16 protein-coding genes are annotated in these 19,985 nt (G+C 70.3%); 12 read left to right on the forward strand and 4 right to left on the reverse strand.

Features of this window, described 5'->3' with window-relative positions; translation table 11 throughout:
• The 6 genes from AB0I69_RS43940 (at window position 1) to AB0I69_RS43965 (ending at window position 10,541) form a co-directional block, all read left to right on the forward strand.
• Window positions 1-1,341: a sugar ABC transporter permease gene (locus AB0I69_RS43940; RefSeq protein WP_363101435.1), complete on the forward strand. Its 1,341-nt coding sequence runs from the start codon at window positions 1-3 to the stop codon at window positions 1,339-1,341.
• Entirely contained in the window at window positions 1,338-2,246 is a 909-nt protein-coding gene (locus tag AB0I69_RS43945) for a carbohydrate ABC transporter permease (RefSeq protein WP_363101436.1), read from the forward strand. The genes AB0I69_RS43940 and AB0I69_RS43945 overlap by 4 nt, the downstream gene beginning before the upstream one ends.
• A 165-nt stretch (window positions 2,247-2,411) precedes the next feature.
• Window positions 2,412-4,673 (forward strand): bifunctional glycosyltransferase family 2 protein/CDP-glycerol:glycerophosphate glycerophosphotransferase, encoded by a 2,262-nt coding sequence (locus AB0I69_RS43950; RefSeq protein WP_363101437.1) that lies wholly within the window; start codon window positions 2,412-2,414, stop codon window positions 4,671-4,673.
• Window positions 4,674-4,823: 150 nt separating this feature from the next.
• Window positions 4,824-7,016, forward strand: coding sequence for a CDP-glycerol glycerophosphotransferase family protein (locus AB0I69_RS43955; RefSeq protein ID WP_363101438.1), 2,193 nt, complete (start codon window positions 4,824-4,826; stop codon window positions 7,014-7,016).
• A gap of 7 nt (window positions 7,017-7,023) precedes the next feature.
• A complete protein-coding gene (locus tag AB0I69_RS43960) occupies window positions 7,024-9,246 on the forward strand; it encodes a CDP-glycerol glycerophosphotransferase family protein (protein WP_363101439.1) in 2,223 nt (740 codons plus the stop codon).
• The gene (locus AB0I69_RS43965) at window positions 9,243-10,541 is read left to right on the forward strand and encodes a hypothetical protein (protein WP_363101440.1); all 1,299 of its coding nucleotides are present in this window, start codon (window positions 9,243-9,245) and stop codon (window positions 10,539-10,541) included. Before AB0I69_RS43960 ends, AB0I69_RS43965 begins: the two co-directional genes overlap by 4 nt.
• Window positions 10,542-10,615: 74 nt before the next feature.
• Here the strand turns inward: AB0I69_RS43965 and AB0I69_RS43970 are convergent, their stop codons facing one another.
• Window positions 10,616-11,029: an organic hydroperoxide resistance protein gene (locus AB0I69_RS43970; RefSeq protein ID WP_019056748.1), complete on the reverse strand. Its 414-nt coding sequence runs from the start codon at window positions 11,027-11,029 to the stop codon at window positions 10,616-10,618.
• Window positions 11,030-11,177: 148 nt separating this feature from the next.
• On the opposite strand from AB0I69_RS43970, the gene AB0I69_RS43975 reads away from it, so the two are divergent.
• Complete coding sequence (locus AB0I69_RS43975; RefSeq protein ID WP_363101441.1) at window positions 11,178-11,669, forward strand: MarR family transcriptional regulator; 492 nt, start codon at window positions 11,178-11,180, stop codon at window positions 11,667-11,669.
• Here AB0I69_RS43975 and AB0I69_RS43980 read toward each other — a convergent pair.
• Window positions 11,611-13,185: a glycosyltransferase family 39 protein gene (locus tag AB0I69_RS43980; protein ID WP_363101442.1), complete on the reverse strand. Its 1,575-nt coding sequence runs from the start codon at window positions 13,183-13,185 to the stop codon at window positions 11,611-11,613. The genes AB0I69_RS43975 and AB0I69_RS43980 overlap by 59 nt on opposite strands.
• A gap of 92 nt (window positions 13,186-13,277) precedes the next feature.
• Here AB0I69_RS43980 and AB0I69_RS43985 point away from each other — a divergent pair, with 92 nt between their 5' ends.
• From AB0I69_RS43985 to AB0I69_RS43995, 3 genes are all read left to right on the forward strand, one after another.
• Complete coding sequence (locus AB0I69_RS43985) at window positions 13,278-14,549, forward strand: glycosyltransferase family 87 protein (protein ID WP_363101471.1); 1,272 nt, start codon at window positions 13,278-13,280, stop codon at window positions 14,547-14,549.
• A gap of 75 nt (window positions 14,550-14,624) precedes the next feature.
• Window positions 14,625-15,605, forward strand: coding sequence for a UDP-glucose 4-epimerase GalE (gene galE, locus AB0I69_RS43990; protein ID WP_363101443.1), 981 nt, complete (start codon window positions 14,625-14,627; stop codon window positions 15,603-15,605).
• Window positions 15,605-16,567 carry an ADP-ribosylglycohydrolase family protein gene (locus tag AB0I69_RS43995; protein WP_363101444.1) on the forward strand — a complete coding sequence of 321 codons (963 nt, stop codon included), beginning with the start codon at window positions 15,605-15,607 and terminating at the stop codon, window positions 16,565-16,567. The genes galE and AB0I69_RS43995 overlap by 1 nt, the downstream gene beginning before the upstream one ends.
• A gap of 84 nt (window positions 16,568-16,651) precedes the next feature.
• Here the strand turns inward: AB0I69_RS43995 and AB0I69_RS44000 are convergent, their stop codons facing one another.
• Window positions 16,652-17,278: a TetR/AcrR family transcriptional regulator gene (locus AB0I69_RS44000; RefSeq protein WP_363101445.1), complete on the reverse strand. Its 627-nt coding sequence runs from the start codon at window positions 17,276-17,278 to the stop codon at window positions 16,652-16,654.
• 363 nt (window positions 17,279-17,641) lie between these two features.
• On the opposite strand from AB0I69_RS44000, the gene AB0I69_RS44005 reads away from it, so the two are divergent.
• Both AB0I69_RS44005 and AB0I69_RS44010 read left to right on the forward strand, forming a co-directional pair.
• On the forward strand, window positions 17,642-18,559 hold the full coding sequence (locus AB0I69_RS44005) for an ABC transporter permease (RefSeq protein WP_363101446.1): 918 nt from the start codon (window positions 17,642-17,644) through the stop codon (window positions 18,557-18,559).
• Complete coding sequence (locus AB0I69_RS44010; protein ID WP_363101447.1) at window positions 18,552-19,400, forward strand: ABC transporter ATP-binding protein; 849 nt, start codon at window positions 18,552-18,554, stop codon at window positions 19,398-19,400. The genes AB0I69_RS44005 and AB0I69_RS44010 overlap by 8 nt, the downstream gene beginning before the upstream one ends.
• On the opposite strand, the gene AB0I69_RS44015 is transcribed toward AB0I69_RS44010, so the two are convergent.
• Window positions 19,397-19,849 carry a GtrA family protein gene (locus AB0I69_RS44015; RefSeq protein WP_363101448.1) on the reverse strand — a complete coding sequence of 151 codons (453 nt, stop codon included), beginning with the start codon at window positions 19,847-19,849 and terminating at the stop codon, window positions 19,397-19,399. The two genes, AB0I69_RS44010 and AB0I69_RS44015, sit on opposite strands and share 4 nt — an antisense overlap.
• Window positions 19,850-19,985: the final 136 nt, after the last annotated feature.

Below are 19,985 nucleotides of genomic sequence, written 5' to 3' on the forward strand. Positions count from 1 at the left end.
ATGGCATCGGCAGCGGCGGAGGCCCCCGGGGCCCCCGTCCCTCCCCGCAGTCGCAAGAGCGTGACCGGCACCCGCAGGACCGTGGCAGTGCTGTTCCTGCTGCCCGCCCTGGTGCTGCTCGGCGCGCTCGTGGTCTACCCGATCGGGTACTCGCTGGTCCGCAGCTTCGGCAACCAGGCCGGTGACGGTTTCGCCGGATTCGACAACTACAAGGCCCTGTTCACCGACGACGGCATCCGCACCGCCCTGAAGAACAACATCATCTGGGTGATCTTCGCGCCGACGGTCGCCACCGTCCTCGGTCTGATCTTCGCGGTACTGACCGAACGGGTGCGCTGGGGAACGGCGTTCAAGCTGGTCGTCTTCATGCCGATGGCCATCTCGATGCTGGCCGCCGGCATCATCTTCCGCCTCGTCTACGACCAGGACCCGCACAAGGGCGTCGCCAACGCGGTCTGGGTCGGCATCCACGACACGTTCACCTCGGCCTCGGCGTTCCCCAACGCCCACCCGGGCCGGCAGTCGCCGCTCAAGGCGGACCACGGCGGCTTCATCACCAGTACGACGGTCCACACGGGCCAGACCGTCACGCTCCCGCTGGTCGGCGTCGCCCCGGACCAGCTGCCCGGCAGCGCGAAGAAGGCCGTGGCCGCGAAGGCCGAACCGGGGAAGATCACCGGCACGACCTGGCAGGACTTCACCCGCGGCAAGGGCGTCGGCAGGCTCGGCGCGGTTGACCCGTCCGAACTCGGCTACGGCGGGATGAGGATCGAGGCCGTCAAGAACGGCAAGGTGGTGGCGTCGACGAAGGCCGCCGGCGACGGCACCTTCGCACTGCCCGCCAAGGCCGACGGGGCCCAACTCCGGCTCCCGGCAAGCAACTTCAAGGCGCCGTACAACGGCGTGGAGTGGCTCGGCCCGTCGCTCGTCACGCCCGCCATCATCGGGTCGTACGTGTGGATGTGGGCCGGGTTCGCGATGGTGCTGATCGCCGCCGGACTCGCGGGTGTGCCACGGGAGTTGCTGGAGGCGGCGCGGGTCGACGGCGCGAACGAGTGGCAGGTGTTCCGCCGGGTCACGGTGCCGTTGCTGGCGCCGGTGCTCGCGGTCGTCGTCGTCACGCTGATGATCAACGTGCTGAAGATCTTCGACCTGGTCTTCATCATCGCCCCGGGCTCCTCGCAGGACGACGCGAACGTGCTGGCCCTGGAGCTGTACCGGAAGGGCTTCTCGGAGGACCAGCCGGGGATCGCCAGCGCGATCTCGGTGTTCCTGCTGCTGCTGGTGATTCCGGTGATGCTCTTCAATGTGCGCAGGCTCAGGCGGGAGGTACGGCGATGACCACGGATGCCGGAAGTCTCGCGAAAACCGGGCCGGTTGAGGTCGTCAAGGCGCGGGAGTCGCTCGGTGGGCGGCTCGCGGCGGCGGCGAGCGGGGGTCTGGTCCGGGTGTTCCTGATCGTCGTCGGCCTGTTCTGGCTGGTGCCGACGCTCGGACTGCTGCTGTCCTCGCTGCGCAGCCCGGAGGACATGAGCGCGAGCGGCTGGTGGAAGGTCTTCAGCCAACCTTCCCAACTCACCTTCCACAGCTACAAGACGCTGCTGGAGAACAGCGACATCACCAACTCGTTGTGGAACACGGTCCTGATCACGGTTCCGGCGACGATCCTCGTCGTGGTGATCGGCTCGCTCGCGGGCTACGCCTTCGCGTGGATGGAGTTCCCGGGCCGCGACTGGTGGTTCCTGGGCGTGGTCAGCCTGTTGGTCGTGCCGGTGCAGGTGGCGCTGATCCCGATCGCCGAACTCTTCGGCAAACTCGGCCTGTTCGGCACGATCTTCGGGGTGATCCTGTTCCATGTGGGCTACGGACTGCCGTTCGCGGTGTTCCTGCTGCGGAACTTCTTCGCGGAGATCCCGCGTGAACTCCTGGAGGCGGCACGGCTGGACGGCGCCGGTGAGCTACGGCTGTTCGCCCGCGTCGTGATGCCGCTGGGCGGGCCCGCCATCGCGAGTCTGGGCATCTTCCAGTTCCTGTGGGTGTGGAACGACATGCTGGTCGCGCTGGTGTTCACGAAGTCCAGCACCCAGCCGATCACGGTCGCACTGCAGACGCAGGTACGCCAGTTCGGCAACAACATCGACGTACTGGCACCCGGTGCGTTCATCTCCATGGTGATCCCGCTGGCCGTGTTCTTCGCGTTCCAGCGGCAGTTCGTGACCGGTGTGATGGCAGGCGCGGTCAAATAGCCCTCAAACAGCAACGAACCAGGCATATTTCGGGAGGCGGGCCGTCACCGGTCCGCCTCTTCCCGTTCACCGGGGGTCCCCCGTATGCCGTACGCGGCGTAACCAAGTCACTCCATCGGCCGTTCCCGGGCAGAACGCCCGCGCCGACCGACCCATGGATGTCCCTTGCCCAGGTTCAGTGTCATTGTCCCCGCGTACAAGGTCCAGGCGTACCTGCACGAATGCCTGGAATCGGTGCTCTCCCAGTCGTATCCCGATCTGGAGTTGATCGCGGTCGACGACTGCTCGCCGGACGCCTGCGGCGCGATCATCGACGAGTTCGCGGCCCGCGACGCCCGTGTGCGCGCCGTCCATCTCCCCGAGAACCAGGGCCTCGGCCGTGCCCGCAACGCCGGTCTGGAACAGGCGACCGGCGACTACCTCGTCTTCCTCGACAGCGACGACACGCTCACGCCCGACGCGCTGCGCGCGATCGCCGACCGCATCAAGGAGACCGGCGACCCGGACGTCCTGGTCTTCGACTACGCGCGCACCTTCTGGTCGGGCGAGGCCCAACGCAACAAGGTCGCCGTCCAGTTGACCGAACAGGGCCCGGCGCCCTTCCGCCTGGAGGACCGCCCGGGCCTCCTCAGAGTCATCATGGTGGCCTGGAACAAGGCGTACCGGCGGGAGTTCGTCGAGCGCGAGGGCTTCGCCTTCCCGCCCGGCTACTACGAGGACACCCCGTGGACCTACCCGGTCCTGATGGCCGCCGAGACGATCGCGACCCTCGACCGGGTCTGCGTCCACTACCGCCAGCGCCGCCAGGGCAACATCCTCGGCACGACCAGCCGTAAGCACTTCGACGTCTTCGACCAGTACGACCGTGTCTTCGCGTTCGTCGACGCACGCCCCGAACTCGCCCAGTGGCGACCGGTGTTGTTCCGCCGCATGGTCGACCACCTGGCGACCGTGTTCACCAAGCCCGACCGCCTCCCGCGCGGCACCCGCGCCGAGTTCCTGCGCAAGGCCCGTGCCCACTACCGCCGTTACCGCATCCCCGGCACCACGGTCCCGGTACGCACCCGGATGCGCCACACGCTCGTCCACTTCGGCGTCCACCGCACGTTCCGGGCCGTGCAGCGGGCGATGAGCTGGCGCCGCAGCGCGGTCAAGCTCACCGCGAAGGCGCTCCGCACGCTCAAGGCGGCCGTCCTCCAGCTGCACTACCGCGTCCAACTCCGGCTCCCGCTAAGGAATCGCGCGGTGTTCGCCGCCTACTGGGGCCGCGGCCACAGCTGCAACCCGGGCGCACTGGAGACGGCGTTCCGCACCCACGCCCCGCACATCCGCACCGCGTGGATCGCCCGCCCCGAGCACCACCACACCATCCCGGCCGCAACCCGCAGGCTGCGCCCGAACACGGCTGCCTACTGGACGGCGTTGGCGCGCTCCAAGTACCTGGTGAACAACGTCAACTTCGACCGCCGCCTGGTCAAGCGCCCCGGCCAGGTCATGATCCAGACCCAACACGGCACGCCCCTCAAGCACATGGGCCTCGACCTCCAGGAACGCCCGGCAGCCGCACGGGACATGGACTTCGGCGAGCTCCTCAAGGGCGTCGACAAATGGGACCACGTCCTGTCCCCCAACCGCCACACCACCCTGACCTGGGAGCGGGTCTACCCCGGCAGCTACACCACGCTCGCCTACGGCTATCCCCGCAACGACGTGTTCCAGCAGGCGACTTCGGCCGACGTGCACCGCCTGCGCGAGTCCCTCGGCATCCCGCAGGACACGATCGCCCTCCTCTACGCCCCAACTCACCGCGATTACCGCCGCGTTCAGCGCGCCCACATCGACCTCGACCGCGTCCTGCGCCGCCTCGGCCCGCGCTTCGTCGTGCTGGCCCGCGCCCACTACTGGCACGAGGGCCCGCTCACCGCCCACACGTCCGGCCGCATCATCGACGTCACCGACCACCCGAGCGTCGAGTCCCTCTGCCTGGCCTCCGACGCGCTGGTCACCGACTACTCGTCCCTGATGTTCGACTACGCCAACCTCGACCGCCCGATCGTCATCCACGCCGACGACTGGGAGGCCTACGAGGCGGCCCGCGGCACCTACTTCGACCTGCGGGCCTTCCCGCCGGGCGCGGTCGCGCGCAGCGAGGACGAGCTGATCGACATCTTCGCGACCGACCACTGGCGCGGCTCCCGCTCGACCCAACTGCGCACCGCGTTCCGCGAGCGCTTCTGCCCCTACGACGACGGCCGCGCCGCCGAACGGGTCGTACGCCACGTGGTGTTGGGCGAGACCGACCTCCCGCCGGTCATCCCGCTCGCCGAGCGCCACCCGGTCCCGTCGGCCGCCGCGAGCCTCACGCGCTCCCCGCTCACCACCGTGCCGCAGCCCACGACGTCCCTGCCCGTCACCGACCGCCTCTGAACGCCGTTCCCACACCGGGGAGTTCGCATGCCATCAAGCCCCTCGCGGCCGACGCCGACCCGGCCGACCACCTGGCGTCCGATCGGGCGCCCCGGCCGCCGCGCGCACTGACCGGGAACCTCCCCTCCGGACCACTGGAGAAAGAACAGAATGCCCCGCTTCAGCATCATCGTCCCGTCCCACGGGGTCGCCGGCCGGCTGTCCCTGGCCCTGGACTCGGTCCTCGCGCAGTCCTACGGCGACTTCGAGCTGATCCCGGTCTGCGACGCCCCCGGCTCCCCGGCCGCCGACGTCGCCACCGGCCACGCCGGACGGGACTCGCGGGTGGCCCCGGTCAACTCACCGCCGTCCGCGGGCCTGAGCGGGGCCCGCAACACCGGCCTGCGGGCGGCGACCGGCGCCTACGTCCTGTTCCTGGACGGCGACGACACCCTCGCCCCGGGCGCACTGGCCGCGCTGGACGCCCGGCTGACCGAAACCGGTGACGTCGACGTCCTGTACTTCGAGCACGAGCGGACCCCGTGGTGGGAGGGCGAGCCCACCAACCCGGCGGCCCCGCTGCTGGCGAAGACCCCGGCGGGCGCCTTCTCCACCGCCCAGGCACCACAGTTGACCGGCGTACAGCTACCGGCGTGGAGCGCGGCCTACCGCCGCGCCTTCCTCACCACCCACCAACTCACCTTCCCTGAAGGCCGGTTCACGGACCTGGGCTGGGGCGGCCTGGTCACCGTCGCCGCCGAGCGGGTGGCGGTCCTGCGCTCGGTGGTCGTACGGCATCTGCTGCGCAGGCAGGGCAGCCGGCTCAACCTGCCGGGTGAGCACCACCACCAACTCCTCGACCAGGCAGGCCTGGTGCTCACCGCGGCGCAGGGTCTGGCTCCCGAGCGGTCGCACGCCCTGTTCGAGCAGCTTTTCGCCGTGGTGCTGAAGACCGCCTCCCGCCCCGAACGGCTTCCTTCCGGGCACCGCGCCTTCTTCCGCCGGGCCGGACGGCTCTACCGCACGCACCGGCCCGCCGGTTTCCGTGCGCCGGGCGGGAGTGTGGGCGTGCAGCACCGGCTGCTGGCGTCGGGGGCGTACACGGCGTTCCGGGCGCTGCGCGGTGCCAACCGGAAGGCGTCGGGGGCGGCCGAGCGGGTCCCGCGCCCCCGGATGCTGCGCACCCGCCTGCGCTACGCCCGCGACCTGCGCCGCCCGCTCGACCCCAACCTGGCTGTCTACAGCGCCTATTGGGGACGCGGCTACGCCTGCAGCCCGGCCACGATCCACGCCAAGGCGCGCGAACTCGCCCCGCACATCCGCTCGGTGTTCCTGGTCGAGCCGGACGCGGTGGACGCCGTACCGAAGGACGTCGAGCACGCCATCGTCGGCAGCAGGCGCTACTGGGAGGTGCTGGCGCGCGCCAAGTACCTGGTGAACAACGCCAACTTCGCGGAGGGCGTCGTCAAGCGGCGCGGCAGCGTGCATGTGCAGACGCAGCACGGGACCCCGCTGAAGAAGATGGGCGTCGACCAGTCGACGTACCCGGTGGTGGCCGCCGCGACCGGCAGCTTCGCCAAGTTGCTGGGCCGGGTGGACCGTTGGGACTACAACATCTCCTCCAACCGGCACTCCACCCAGATGTGGGAGCGCGCCTTCCCGGGCTCGTACGAGGCGTTGGAGTACGGCTATCCGCGCAACGACGTCTACTGCACGGCCACGGCGGACGAAGTAGCGCGTGTACGGCGGGAGTTGGGCGTCCCGGAGGGCAAGACGGCCGTCCTGTACGCGCCCACCCACCGCGACTACCAGACCGGCTTCGACACCGGCCTCGACCTGGAGGCGTTCTGCGCGGCGGCCGGCGATGACGTGGTCGTGCTGCTGCGCGCCCACTACTTCTACGACCAGGGCCGGGCGAAGAGCAGCGGCCGGATCATCGACGTGACCGGGCACCGCTCCTCGGAGGACGTGTGCCTGGCCGCCGACGCGCTGGTCACGGACTACTCGTCGATCATGTTCGACTACGCCAACCTCGACCGGCCGATCGTCGTGTACGCCGACGACTGGGACGTCTACCGGGAGACGCGGGGCGTCTACTTCGACCTCATGGAGGCGCCGCCGGGCCCGGTGACCAGCACGCCCGAGGAACTGGCCCAGGTGTTCCGCGACGGCTCGTACGCGAACAAGGCGTCCACCGCCCTGCGGGCCGAATTCCGGTCCCGTTTCTGCGAGTTCGACGACGGACTGGCCGCCGAGCGGGTCGTACGCCGGGTGTTCCTCGGCGAGCCGCCGGAGGCGATCCCGCCCGTGATCCCGCTCGCGGAGCGCGTCCCGGCCCCCGCCGCCACCCTCGTAAGGAGCTGAACCCGAAGTGCCCCGCTTCAGCGTCATCGTCCCCGTCTTCAAGGTGCAGGGCTTTCTGCGCGAGTGCCTCGACTCGGTTCTGGAGCAGTCCTACCAGGACATCGAAGTGATCGCCGTGAACGACTGCTCGCCGGACGGCTGCGGCGCGATCCTCGACGAGTACGCGGCCCGCGACCCGCGCGTACAGGTGCTGCACCTGCCGGAGAACGTCGGCCTCGGCCGTGCCCGCAACGCCGGAATGCCCCTGGCCACCGGCGACTTCCTGTTCTTCCTCGACAGCGACGACACCCTCACCCCGGGCGCGTTGCGCGCGATGGCCGACCGGCTCGACGCGAGCGGCGACCCGGACGTCCTGGTCTTCGACTACGCGCGCACCTACTGGTGGGGCGGCACCCGGCGCAACGTCCTCGCGCACGTCCTGACGGAGGTCGACGACACCTTCACGGTCGCCGAACACCCGGAGATCCTCGACCTGTTGATGGTCGTGTGGAACAAGGTGTACCGCCGGGAGTTCGTCCACAAGCACGGCTTCGAGTTCCCGCCGGGCTACTACGAGGACACGCCCTGGACGTTCCCGGTGCTGCTCAGCGCCGAGCGGATCGCGACCCTCGACCGGATCTGTCTGAACTACCGGCAGCGCCGTCAGGGCAACATCCTGTCCACCACCAGCCGCAAGCACTTCGACATCCACGACCAGTACGAGCGGGTCTTCGCGTTCGTCGACTCCCGCCCGGAGCTGGCGAGTTGGCGGCCGTACCTGCACCGCAAGATGGGCGAGCACTGTCTCGACATCCTCGGCAAGCCGGACCGGCTGCCCCCGTCCGACAAGGCCGAGTTCTTTCGCCGTACGGCCGAGCTGTTCGCCAAGCACAAGCCCGATGGTGCGTCGGTGGACGCCGAAGTCCGTGCTCTGGAAGGCAGTTACGCGCGGTACCGGGTGCGGCGACAGGCGGGCCGGGCCGCCCGGCAGCTCGAACGACGGGCGCTGCAAGCACGCAAGTCGGCGGCCCAACAGGTCAAGGGCGGCTGGGCCGCGCTGCACGCCCGCCGGTCGCTCGACCCCGACCTCGTTGTCTACTCGGCCTTTTCGCACCTCGGGGTCCTCGGCGACCCGGCCGCCGTGTACTACAAGGCGCGGGAGATCGCCCCGCACCTCCGGGGCGTGTGGGTCGTACAGGACGCGGAACAGGCCGCGTTGTTGCCGCCGGACGTCGAGCACGTCCTCCTCAACACCCCGCGCTACCACCAACTCACCGCGCGCGCCCAGTACTTCGTGAACAACGTCAACTGGCCCGGCACCCTCACCAAGCGCCCCGGCAGCGTCTACGTCCACACCCACCAGGGCACCCCGCTCAAGTACATGGCGGCGGACCTGCTGGACAAGCCCGGCGCCCGGTACGGCCTCGACATCCCGCAGATGCTGCGCCGCGCCGACCGCTGGGACTACAGCCTGGTCGCCAACCGCCACTCGGAACTGGTGTGGGAGCGGGCGTATCCGTGCCACTTCGCGTCGGTGCGGACGGGGAGTCCGCGCAATGATGTCCTCGTCGGCGCAACACCGGCAGCGGGGGCGGCAGTTCGGGAGCGGCTCGGTATCCCCGCCGAGCACACCGTCGTGCTGTACGCGCCGACCCGCCGCGAGTACATCCGGGGCGGGCATGTCGACCGGCTGGACCTGGCCCGGTTCGCCGAGGATCTCGGCCCTGACCACACCCTCGTCGTCCGCCTCCATCCCACCCTCGCGACCGGCCCCGCGCGCGGCATGGGCCTCGCGGACCTGCACCGGCGCGGAGTCCTGGTCGACGCGACCGACGAACCCTCGGTGGAAGACGTCATGTTGGCCTCCGACGCGCTCGTCACCGACTACTCGGCCCTGATGTTCGACTACGCCAACCTCGACCGGCCGATCGTGCTGCACGCCGACGACCGGGAGGCGTACGCGGCCAGCCGGGGCACCTACTTCGACGTGACCGCGGCACCACCGGGCCATGTGTCCGGCTCCTACCGGGAGTTGGCGTGGCTGTTCGCCTCGGGCGCCTGGCGGGACGAGGACTCGACGCGGCTGCGGTCCGAATTCCGGTCGCAGTACTGCGAGTTCGAGGACGGACGGGCCGCCGAGAGGGTCGTACGGACACTGCTTCTGGGTGAGGAGGACTGGCAGCCGCAGACCGAGTCCGGCGCGCGGGTCCCCTCCCCCGCCGGCGCGCACGACCAGTTGGCGTCCTCATGAGGCCGCGTACCTGGGTGCTGGTGCTGGCCGCCGTGTTCGCGGTGCTTCAACTCGCGAATGTCACCGGCCGGGCGACCCCCGACACCAAGAACTACCTGTCGTACGCGATGAGTCTGCGCGGTGCGAGCGAGCGCGAGGCCGCGACCGTCGCCATCGACTACTCCTGTGCGAGCCAGGGGGCGAACGCGCGGCGCGACCAGAGTGTGAACCCGCTGAACTTCCACGGCAAGGACCCGGCCGCGCGGGTCGCGAAGAAGTGCCGGGCGGCGGAGTGGCGGGGCGTGGACGCGCGGCTGCGGGCCGGGCAGACGGGCGGGTTCATCACGCCGTTCACGTCGGAACGGTTCATGCGGATCTTCGAAGTGCGGCCCGGATACCCGGTGTTCCTGGTGCCGTTCGTGACGCTGCTCGGTCCGGTCTGGGGGATGTGGTCGGCCAGTGTCGTCCTCACCGTCGCGGGCGGGATCCTCGTCTTCCTGATCCTGCGCACGCTGTCCGTGTCGGTGCCGCTCGCGCTGACCGGGCAGGCCCTCTACTACGTCCTGCCGTGCGGGACGACGTCGATGCGCCCGATGACCGAGGGGCTGATGACGGCCCTGACGCTGGCGGCGGTGTGGGGCTGCGCGCTGGTGCTGAAGGGGCGCCGGACGCGCGTCGGACTCGCCCTGGTGGGCGGTTCGTTGGTGCTCCTCTTCACCGTCAAGCACTCGCAGTCCCTGTTCCTCGGGCTGTGCCTGGCGGGTGCGGGCGCGCTGGTCGCCGTAGGACGGTGGCGGCGCGGGCGGGCTCCGGGGCGCGCGCTGGTGGCGGTCGCCGTGCTCGGGGCAACTGCCGTGCTCGGCACGCTGGTTCTGGCGAGCGCGCTGCACTATCCGTCCCAGACCGACAGTCTTCAGGACCTGCTCACGGATCACTACGCCCGCCCCGACCGCACCCGCCTGTGGCCCGAATTCCTGCACCTGGAAGCGAACTTCTGGCTGGAGTGGACGCGGCAGCAGCTGTGGCAGCCGATGCTCGCGGCTGCGCTGGGGGCGGGTGTGTGGGGTGCTTCGCGGCGGCCGGCGTTCGGGGTGTTCCTGACCGGGGCCGCGTTCACGGGGATTCTCACGCAGGCCGCGCATCCCGACATCAGCGTGTGGGGTGGGCGGTTGATCGTGCTGGTGTGGCTACTGCCGGTGGTGGGAGTGCCGTTGCTGCTGGAGACCGTGGTGCGGGGGAAGGCGGCGGTGGCTCTGCCGACGTCAACGCCCGTTCCGGGGCAGGGGGTTGGGGAACCGGCTCGCGCGGCGAGGTGACGCGGGGCAAGCCGTCGACCCCGGCGACGAGGTGATCAGCGCTCGTCGCCGGGGTCGTAGCAGCGTCGTAGTGACTACTCGATGACGAGGTCGACCTCGATGTTGCCGCGGGTGGCGTTCGAGTAGGGGCAGACCTGGTGGGCGGTCTCGACCAGCTTGCGGCCGGTCGCCTCGTCCACGGTGTCGGGGAGCTCGACGCGCAGGGTCACCTTGAGGCCGAAGCCCTCGCCCTGCTTGCCGATGCCGACCTCGGCGGTCACGGCCGCGTCGGTGACGTCGACCTTCGCCTGCCGGCCCACGAGGCCGAGGGCGCTGCCGAAACAGGCGGCGTAACCGGCGGCGAACAGCTGCTCGGGGTTGGTGCCCTGGCCGTTGCCGCCCATCTCGACCGGGATGCCGAGCTGAAGGTCGATCTTGCCGTCGTTGCTGACGGCACGGCCGTCACGGCCGTGGGTGGCGGTGGCTACGGCGGTGTAGATCGCGTCCATGGAAACCGTCCCTCTCAGAGGTCTTTGGTCTTTCAGAAGTCTTTACGGGGGTGGCCGGCCCGGGTGTCCGGACCGCCTCACGACGATAAGTAGAGCACACAATTCAATTGCACACAACTAAATGGCCCGCTAGCGCTATCCTGGAGGCATGACCACCACTCCCGCCGCCTCCCCCAGCACGGACTGGCTCCGCCTCGACCAGCAGATCTGCTTCTCCCTGAACGCCGCGTCACGCGCGTTCGGCGGCGTCTACCGCGTGATCCTCAAGGACCTCGGGCTCACGTACCCGCAGTACCTGGTGATGCTGGTGCTGTGGGAGCACGGCGAACTGCCCGTCAAGAAGCTCGGCGAACACCTGCGACTCGACTCCGGCACCCTGTCCCCGCTGCTCAAGCGGCTGGAGACGGCCGGTCTGGTACGGCGTGAGCGCAGCGCCCGCGACGAGCGCTCGGTGGAGGTACGGCTCACGGACGAGGGCGTCGCCCTGCGCGAGCGCGCCCTCAACGTGCCGCGCCGCATCCTCGGCGCGACCGGCTTCGACATCGACGAGATCCGCGCCCTGCGTGAGCGCCTCGACGAACTCACCGGCGCGCTGGACGCGGCGGCACTGTCGGAGGCGGCGACGCCGGAGCACCCGTGAGCACCGGCGGAGGCATACGGCGGACGTAGAGGCCGAGCTTCACGCGCCCGCGGACGTACTCCTGCCGACGCGCGAACTCCTCGTCCACGACGTCGAGTTTGACCTGATCGGTCGGGTCACCGGGAACCCAGCGGGAGGGCAGCAGATTCGACTGCGCCACAATCCAGACCCGGTCCACGGCGGCGAGCCGCTGCCGCAACTCCCCCGGCGCCACCTCCCGCCCGCTGAGCGTCCCCGACCCGGACCCCGACTCCCCCAACGCCATGTCCCGGGCACCGACAAACGGCCCCGGATACGCCAACGCCGTCACCCGCCAGAACGACGGCAGGAACAGCACCGGGTCACCGGGCCGCATCTCACGACCGGCGAGGGCGGAGACCGCGGCGAGGTTCTCGGGGCGGTGGGCCGGGGAGCGGTCGTTCCGGTAGGTCGGCAGGCCGTGGAGGAAGGCGACGGCGACCGTGAGGACACCGGCGAGGGCGACCGGCGGAGCGGGGCTCCTCAGGCGCAGCCGGCCCATGACCCCGACCAGTCGGTCCGCGCCCGCCGCCGCCAGCAAGGGCGCCCCCGCCAGCGCGTACAGCACGTACCGCTCGTGGAACAGCGGCCGGAACTGCGACACCGTCAGCAGCAGCACCGGCGGCACCACCAGCAACGGCAGGGCGACCGCCGCGAGCCGTCCCGCGCCGAGTCCCACCAGGATCAGCAGGACCGAGGTCCAGAACACGACTCCGGTCGGGGCGACGGCGAGGAACTCCCGGGCCAGCCGCTCCGTCGTGTCCCAGTCCGGTGTCCTCAGCCACGCCACCTGCCCCGACTGCCGCTGGGACACCCACGCCAAGGGCAGCAGGACACCCCCCGCCACACCCACGGCACGGCCCCAGCCGGCCCACACCGCCCTGGGCACCCGCGCCGCCGCCAGGGTCAGCGCGTGCGCGCAGAGCACCAGGACCGCGAACTCGTGCAGCACAAAGGTCACGGCGAGGACAGCGCCGTACGGCCACCAGGACCGCCCGCGCCCCGGCCGCTCGTCCAGTGCCCGCACCAGCAGCAGCGTCGCGCCGGCCACGCCCGCCGCGACGAGGGCGTAGGACCGGCCCTCCTGCGCGTAGTGGCCGGTCAGCGGGGTGATCGCGTAGAGCAGGCCGGCCCAGAGGCCGACCCGGGGGCGGGCCAGGCGTACGCCGAGGGCGGCGACCAGGCCCGCCGTCGCCGTCGCTCCGCACACGGACGGCAGGCGGAGGGCCACCTCGTCGGGGCGGACGGCGAGGACGACGTGCATGAACAGGTAGTACAGGCCGTGCACCGCGTCCACACCGTGCAGCAGCCGCCAGATCTGCGGCACCGTGCGCCGCCCCACCAGGAACGTGACGCCCTCGTCGCCCCACATTCCGCCGCGGTCGAGACCCCACAGCCCCAGCGCGAGCATGACGGCCGCGGGCACCACCACGGCCACGGCCTCCGCCCTCGTCCACCAGAGCCGCCGCTTGCACTCGTCCTCGTCCTGGCTGTCCACATGGCTGATTTTGTACTGTTAGCAAGCTCTTACCAACGATTGACGGCGTATTAGCACTCATGCGGTATTCACCCGGCTTACGATCCGCGATGATGAACGCCGTCCGCAGACACCGCCGCCTCGTCCTCGCCCTCGCCTGGCTCGCCACCCGCGCGGGGATGCTCCTTCTCCTCGCGTACAACAGCCTCCCCCTGCTCGGCCGCGGCGGGGTCGCACGGGAGGTGTGGCGCCTGTACCACCACTGGTACGGCGTCCTCTCGCACGGCGCGTTCCCGGCCCACGACCCCCTGTGGCAGTACCCGCCGGGCGCCGGCCCGGTCCTCCTGGCCCCCGCGCTGCTGCCGGACCTGACGTACTTCCAGGCGTTCGTCGCCCTCACCCTCGCCACCGACGCGCTGATCACCCTGACACTGGCCCGCGCGGGCACCCGCCCGGGCCACAGCCTGCGCGGCACCGCGTACTGGATCGTCGGCCTCCCCCTCCTCCTGCACATGCCGCTCGTCCGCTACGACGTGCAGGTCACGGCGTTCGCCGTCATCTCCCTGTTGACGTTGTCGCGCTCCACGCGTGCGTGCGGCGCGTTCGCGGCACTGGGCGCCCTGGTGAAGGTGTGGCCGGCGTTGGTGCTGCTGGGGATGCCGAGGGGGCGGACGACGCGGTCGGTGTGGACGTCGGCCGTGGTGACGGGGGCCTTGTCGCTCATGGGTCTCGTAGCCTTGTTCAACAATCCTTTCGCGTTCTTGCGCCAACAGGGGGGCAGGGGCGTACAGATCGAGTCACTCGGCGGCACGGCACTGGGCCTGGCGACCCACGCCGGCTGGCCGGGCCAGGTGCACTACAGGTACGGCGCGATGGAGTTCACGGGACCGTACGTCTCCGCCGTCGCCGACGCCTCCCTCGCGCTCACGGCGGTCGCCTTCGGGCTCCTGCTGCTGTGGCGGGTCCGGGCCCGCCGCTGGACCGACGCGACCCCGTTCGACGCCGCGCTGAGCGCCGTCCTGCTGTTCACCGTCACCAGCCGGGTCATCAGTCCCCAGTACATGATCTGGCTGCTCGGCCTGGCCGCCGTCTGCCTGACCGCCCGGCACACCACCCAGCGCCCGGTGGCCATGCTGATCCTGGCGGCGAGTGCGGTCAGCTCCGTCGAGTTCCCCGTCCTGTACGTCGACGTCATCCACTCCACCTGGACGGGCTGCGCCCTGATGGTCGTACGCAACGGTCTGCTGGCCGCCGCGGCCGTCCTCTCCTTCGTCCGCCTGTGGCGGTCGTCGCGGGCGGTCCCCGCGACGGCACACACGCGCGTGCTGCCCTCCGGCCCGCACGGGGAGTCCCAGCAGTTGACCGCGGCCCACTCCGGCGCCTGATTGACTGTGGCCGGCGCGTGAGGGACGCGCCACCACGGATCGAGTGACATGCAGTGACGGAGGGGACGGCCGCACATGACCTGGCTGATCACCGGCGGCGCCGGCTACATCGGAGCGCACGTCGTGAGGGCGATGACCCAGGCGGGCGAACAGGCCGTCGTCTACGACGACCTGTCCACCGGCATCGCCGCACGCGTGCCCGACGGCGTGCCCCTGGTGGTGGGTTCGACCCTGGACGCGGAACGGGTGGCGCGCACCCTCGCCGACCAGGACGTCACCGGAGTCGTCCATCTGGCGGCGAAGAAGCAGGTCGGCGAGTCGGTGGACCTGCCGCTGCACTACTACCGGGAGAACGTCGAGGGCCTGCGCGTCCTCCTGGAGGCGGTCACCACGGCCGGCGTCCCGTCCTTCGTGTTCTCGTCCTCGGCGGCCGTCTACGGCATGCCGGACGTGGACCTGGTCACCGAGGAGACGCCGTGCGTGCCGATGTCGCCGTACGGCGAGACGAAGCTCGCCGGTGAGTGGCTGGTCCGCGCGACGGGCAGGGCGACCGGCCTGTCGACGGCGTCCCTGCGCTACTTCAACGTGGCCGGAGCCGCGGCCCCCGAACTCGCCGACGTGGGTGTCTTCAACCTCGTCCCCATGGTCTTCGAGAAGCTCACCGAGAACGCGCCCCCGCGCATCTTCGGCGACGACTACGCCACCCCGGACGGCACCTGCGTCCGCGACTACATCCACGTCGTGGACCTCGCCGAGGCCCACGTCGCCGCGGCCCGCGCCCTCCAGGCCTCCCCCGGCCGCGCCCTCACCCTCAACATCGGCCGCGGGGAAGGCGTTTCGGTCCGCGAGATGATCGACCGCATCAACGCGGTCACCGGCTACGACCGCCCCCCGACCGTCCATCCCCGCCGCCCCGGCGACCCGGCCCGCGTCGTCGCCTCGGCCGACCGCATCGCCGCCGAACTGGACTGGAAGGCCAAGCTCGACGTCCAGGACATGATCACGTCGGCCTGGGAGGGCTGGGTGCGGTTGCATCCGGAGGCGGCACGGGCTTGATGAACTCCGGCCTGGTGGACGGCTGTTCCAGAGCCGAACGCGCCCTGGGCGCCGTCCTCGGCTCCGCCGTCGGTGACGCGCTCGGCGCGCCCTTCGAGTTCGGGCCCGAAGGCGCCTTCTCCGCCCGCTTTCCGGCAGCCGGTCACGGCGGCGAGATGTGCGGGGGCGGCGGCTGGGACCCAGGCGAGGCCACCGACGACACGCAGATGGCCGTACTCGTCGCCGAGTCGCTGCTGGAGTGCGGCGGGCTCCGACTCCCGGACATGTTCGGGCGGTTCAAGCGCTGGGCGAATGCCGACCCCAAGGACATCGGCCTGCAGACCGAGGCCGTACTGACCAGTGGCGACCCCTGGGACCTCGCCGCCGCAGTGCACTTCCGGACGAGCCAACGGGGCGCCGGGAACGGTGCGTTGATGCGCGCCGCCCCGTCGGCCGTCCACTTCTCGCGCGCGGGCCGCGACGCCACGATGGACGCCGCCCGCCGCATCGCCGCCCTCACCCACGGAGACCGCGCGGCCTGGGAAGGCACCGCCGTCTTCCACGAGTTGGCGCGCATCGCGCTGGACGGCGGCGACCCGCTCGACGCCGTCGCGGAGACACTCCGGTCCGTCCACCCCGACCACCGGGAGCGCTACGGCGCCGTCCTCGCCCCCGACTGGCACCCCGACCGCGCGACGGAGTTCAACGGCGCCGTCTGGCCCTGCCTGGGCTCCGCCGTCTGGGCCCTGCGGACCACGTCCTCCTACGAGGACGCCGTACGCGCCGCGATCGACCTCGGCGGCGACACGGACACCGTCGCCGCCGTGACGGGCGGACTCGCGGGGGCGGTGTACGGGAGCGCCGCGATCCCCGAGCGATGGACCGAGCTGCTCCACGTGCCGCTGCCGGGATTCGGTGGGCGGGTACTGCGCACGGCGGAACTCGGTGAACTGGCACGGCGGTTGGACCACCGGGAAGACTGATTCGCCGACCGGCCGGGGCTCACTGGCGCCATCGCCGTCAGCACCTCCACCACCGCCCACCGTCATCAGGGATACGGCGAAGCCCTACAGCGCCTTGAGCCCCTCCGTGGTCGCCCGGGCCAGCGCCCCCAGGTACCCCTTCGGCAGTTTCGGGCTGCGGATCACCACGGCACGCCAGTACAGGGGGCCGGAGATCAGGTCCAGGGCCAGGTCCTCGTCCATGCCGGGGCGGAGCTCACCGCGGTGTTCCGCCGCCGCCAGGATCTTGCTGGCCACACCTTCCTGGCCCTCGCGCAGCGCTTTCTGCATGGCGTCGGCGATCTCGGGGTTACGGGCCGCCTCGGCCTGGAGGTCCGGGATGATCTGCGAGGCGATCGGGTGACGCAGGGCCCGTGAGGTCACCTCGTACAACATCCGAAGGTCACCCTCCAGCGAACCGGTGTCCGGTGTCGGCAGCCCCATCACGGCAATCGCCGACACCACGTCGAGCACCAGGTGCAGCTTCGAACGCCAGCGGCGGTACACCGCCGTCTTGCCGACACCCGCGCGGCGCGCGATCCCCTCGATCGACATCCGGGCATACCCGACCGCCGCCAACTCCTCGAAGACCGCCGCCCGAATGGCTTCGGTCACATCCTCGCGGAGTACGGCCGCCCCCGCGGGGGTGCGGCGGCGCTGACGTGTCTGGGGCTCGTCGGCGTTCGTCGTCATAGGCCAAGCATAGGGGCGTTGCGACGAAACGGTTGCGTTCCGACGCGGGGCGCGTCACGACGAGACGGTTCCGTCCCCGCGACGGAGCCGACCCGTCCTCGCGACGCAACCGTCGCGTCCCGACGCCGAGACCGTACCGACTCAACTGACTCGTCCCGACCCAAAACCTAACGGCGCGATCACATCCGTCACGACGAAACGGTTGCGTTCCGACGCCGAATCGGCCTACGCTCACGTTGCGACGATACGGTCCCGTCCCGACGTAAGAGAACGTAAAGAGAAGCGTAAGGAAACGTCGGGCAACGGAACACGGCAGCCGGACGCACGCACCGCACCCCCTCCCCCCGAGCGAAAGCAGCGGATGTGAGCCAGGTCCTCCACACACCGCCCCATTCGCCGGCCCCGGCCGACGAAGACGACCTCGCGGCGCTCGCCGCCCGCCATGGCCTCACGGTCAGTGGCGCCCGCCCCTCCCTGCCCGAGTACGTACGGCAGTTGTGGGAGCGACGCCACTTCATCACCGCGTTCGCCACCGCCAAGCTGACCGCGCAGTACAGCCAGGCGAAGCTGGGTCAGGTCTGGCAGGTGATGACGCCGCTGTTGAACGCGGCGGTGTACTACTTCATCTTCGGTGTGCTGCTGGGCACCAAGAAGCACGTGCCGGACTACATCCCGTTCCTGGTGACGGGGGTGTTCATCTGGACGTTCACGCAGAGCTCGATCATGGCGGGCACCCGGGCGATCTCCGGCAACCTCGGCCTGGTCCGGGCGTTGCACTTCCCGCGGGCCGCACTGCCGATCTCGTTCGCGCTCCAGCAGCTCCAGCAGCTGCTGTTCTCGATGGCCGCGCTCTTCGTCATCCTGATCTGCTTCGGTGTGCCGGTCAGCGTCTCCTGGCTGCTCGTGATCCCCGCGCTGTTCCTGCAGTTCACGTTCAACGCCGGCGTCTCGATGATCATGGCGCGGATGGGTGCCAAGACCCCGGACATCGCCCAGCTGATGCCGTTCATCCTGCGCACCTGGATGTACCTGTCCGGTGTCATGTGGAGCATCTCCAAGCTGACCAAGGGTGACCACCTGCCGCGCGCGGTGACGATCGCCCTGGAGACCAATCCGGCGGCCGTCTACATCGACCTGATGCGCTACGCGCTGATCGACAGCTTCCACTCCAGCCAGCTCCCCCCGCACGTGTGGGCGGCGGCGACGGGCTGGGCGCTGTTCGCCGGAGTCGGCGGCTTCATCTACTTCTGGAAGGCTGAGGAGACGTACGGCCGTGGCTGAGCAGACCATCGAGTACCACACCGAGCGGACCCCCGTGGCCGCGGACAGCACGATCCCCACCGTCGTCTGCGACGGCGTCGACATCATCTACCGGGTCAACGGGACCGGCGCCGGACGCGGCTCCGCGACCGCCGCCCTGAACCGCATGCTGCGCCGCGAGAAGGCCGAGAAGGCGGCGGGCGTGCGCACGGTGCACGCGGTCAAGAAGGTGTCCTTCGTCGCCTACAAGGGCGAGGCGATCGGGCTCATCGGCACGAACGGTTCCGGCAAGTCCACGCTCCTCAAGGCGGTCGCGGGCCTGCTCCCGGTCGAGAACGGCCGTATCTTCACCCACGGCCAGCCCTCGCTCCTCGGCGTCAACGCGGCCCTGATGGGCGACCTGACCGGCGAGCGCAACGTCTATCTCGGCGGCCTGGCCATGGGCATGTCCCGGGAGCAGATCAAGGAGCGCTACGACAGCATCGTCGACTTCTCCGGGATCAACGAGAAGGGCGACTTCATCACCCTCCCGATGCGGACGTACTCCTCCGGCATGGGCGCCCGGCTGCGTTTCTCCATCGCCGCCGCCAAGGACCACGACGTCCTGCTGATCGACGAGGCACTGGCGACGGGCGACCGGTCGTTCCAGCGGCGTTCGGAGGAGCGGATCCGCGAGCTGCGGCAGCACGCGGGCACGGTCTTCCTCGTCAGCCACAACAACAAGTCGATCCGCGACACCTGCGACCGCGTGCTGTGGCTGGAGCGCGGTGAGCTGCGGATGGACGGGCCGACGGAGGAGGTCCTGGAGGCGTACGAGGCCTTCACGGGCGGCGCCGACAAGCCCAAGGAGAAGGCCGCCTAGAGTTCCTCCTCCTGGAACACCCAGGTGCGGTAGACCAGGAAGCGGAACGCGGAAGCGAGCACGATCGACAGGGCCTTCACGACATTCGCCTCAAGCGGACCGTGGAGGCCCAGTCCGTGGTAGCCGACGTAGAAGAGGCCGCTCTCCATAAGGACGCCGATGCCGCTGAAGACGAAGAACAGGGCGATCCGGCGGGCGCCGGGGGCGTCGCGGTCGCGGTAGGTGTAGTAGCGGAAGCCGAGGTAGTTGGCGCCCATCGCCACGCAGCTGGCCAGGACGGTCGCGAGCATCGCGGGCCACCGCAGACCGTGCAGCAGGACGTTGAAGACCGCGAAGTTGACCAGGACGCCGCTGCCGCCGACGATCCCGAATTTCACGACTTCCAGGACGACTTTTCGCACCGGGCGGACGGGTGCGGTCACGCGTTCCTCGGTGAGGTTCAGAGTCACGTGACCAGGCTTAGCGCGGCTGAGTAAGTCCTCCCCTCGATTACTCCTAAGGCACTCCGTGAAAAGGGCGCCCCGAGCCATTGCGGCCCGGGGCGCCCTCGTCGTCGTAGGAACTACGAATGGACCGTCGTGGGAA

Origin of the sequence: Streptomyces sp. NPDC050508, from assembly GCF_040655155.1 — a bacterium.
GTDB lineage: Bacteria > Actinomycetota > Actinomycetes > Streptomycetales > Streptomycetaceae > Streptomyces.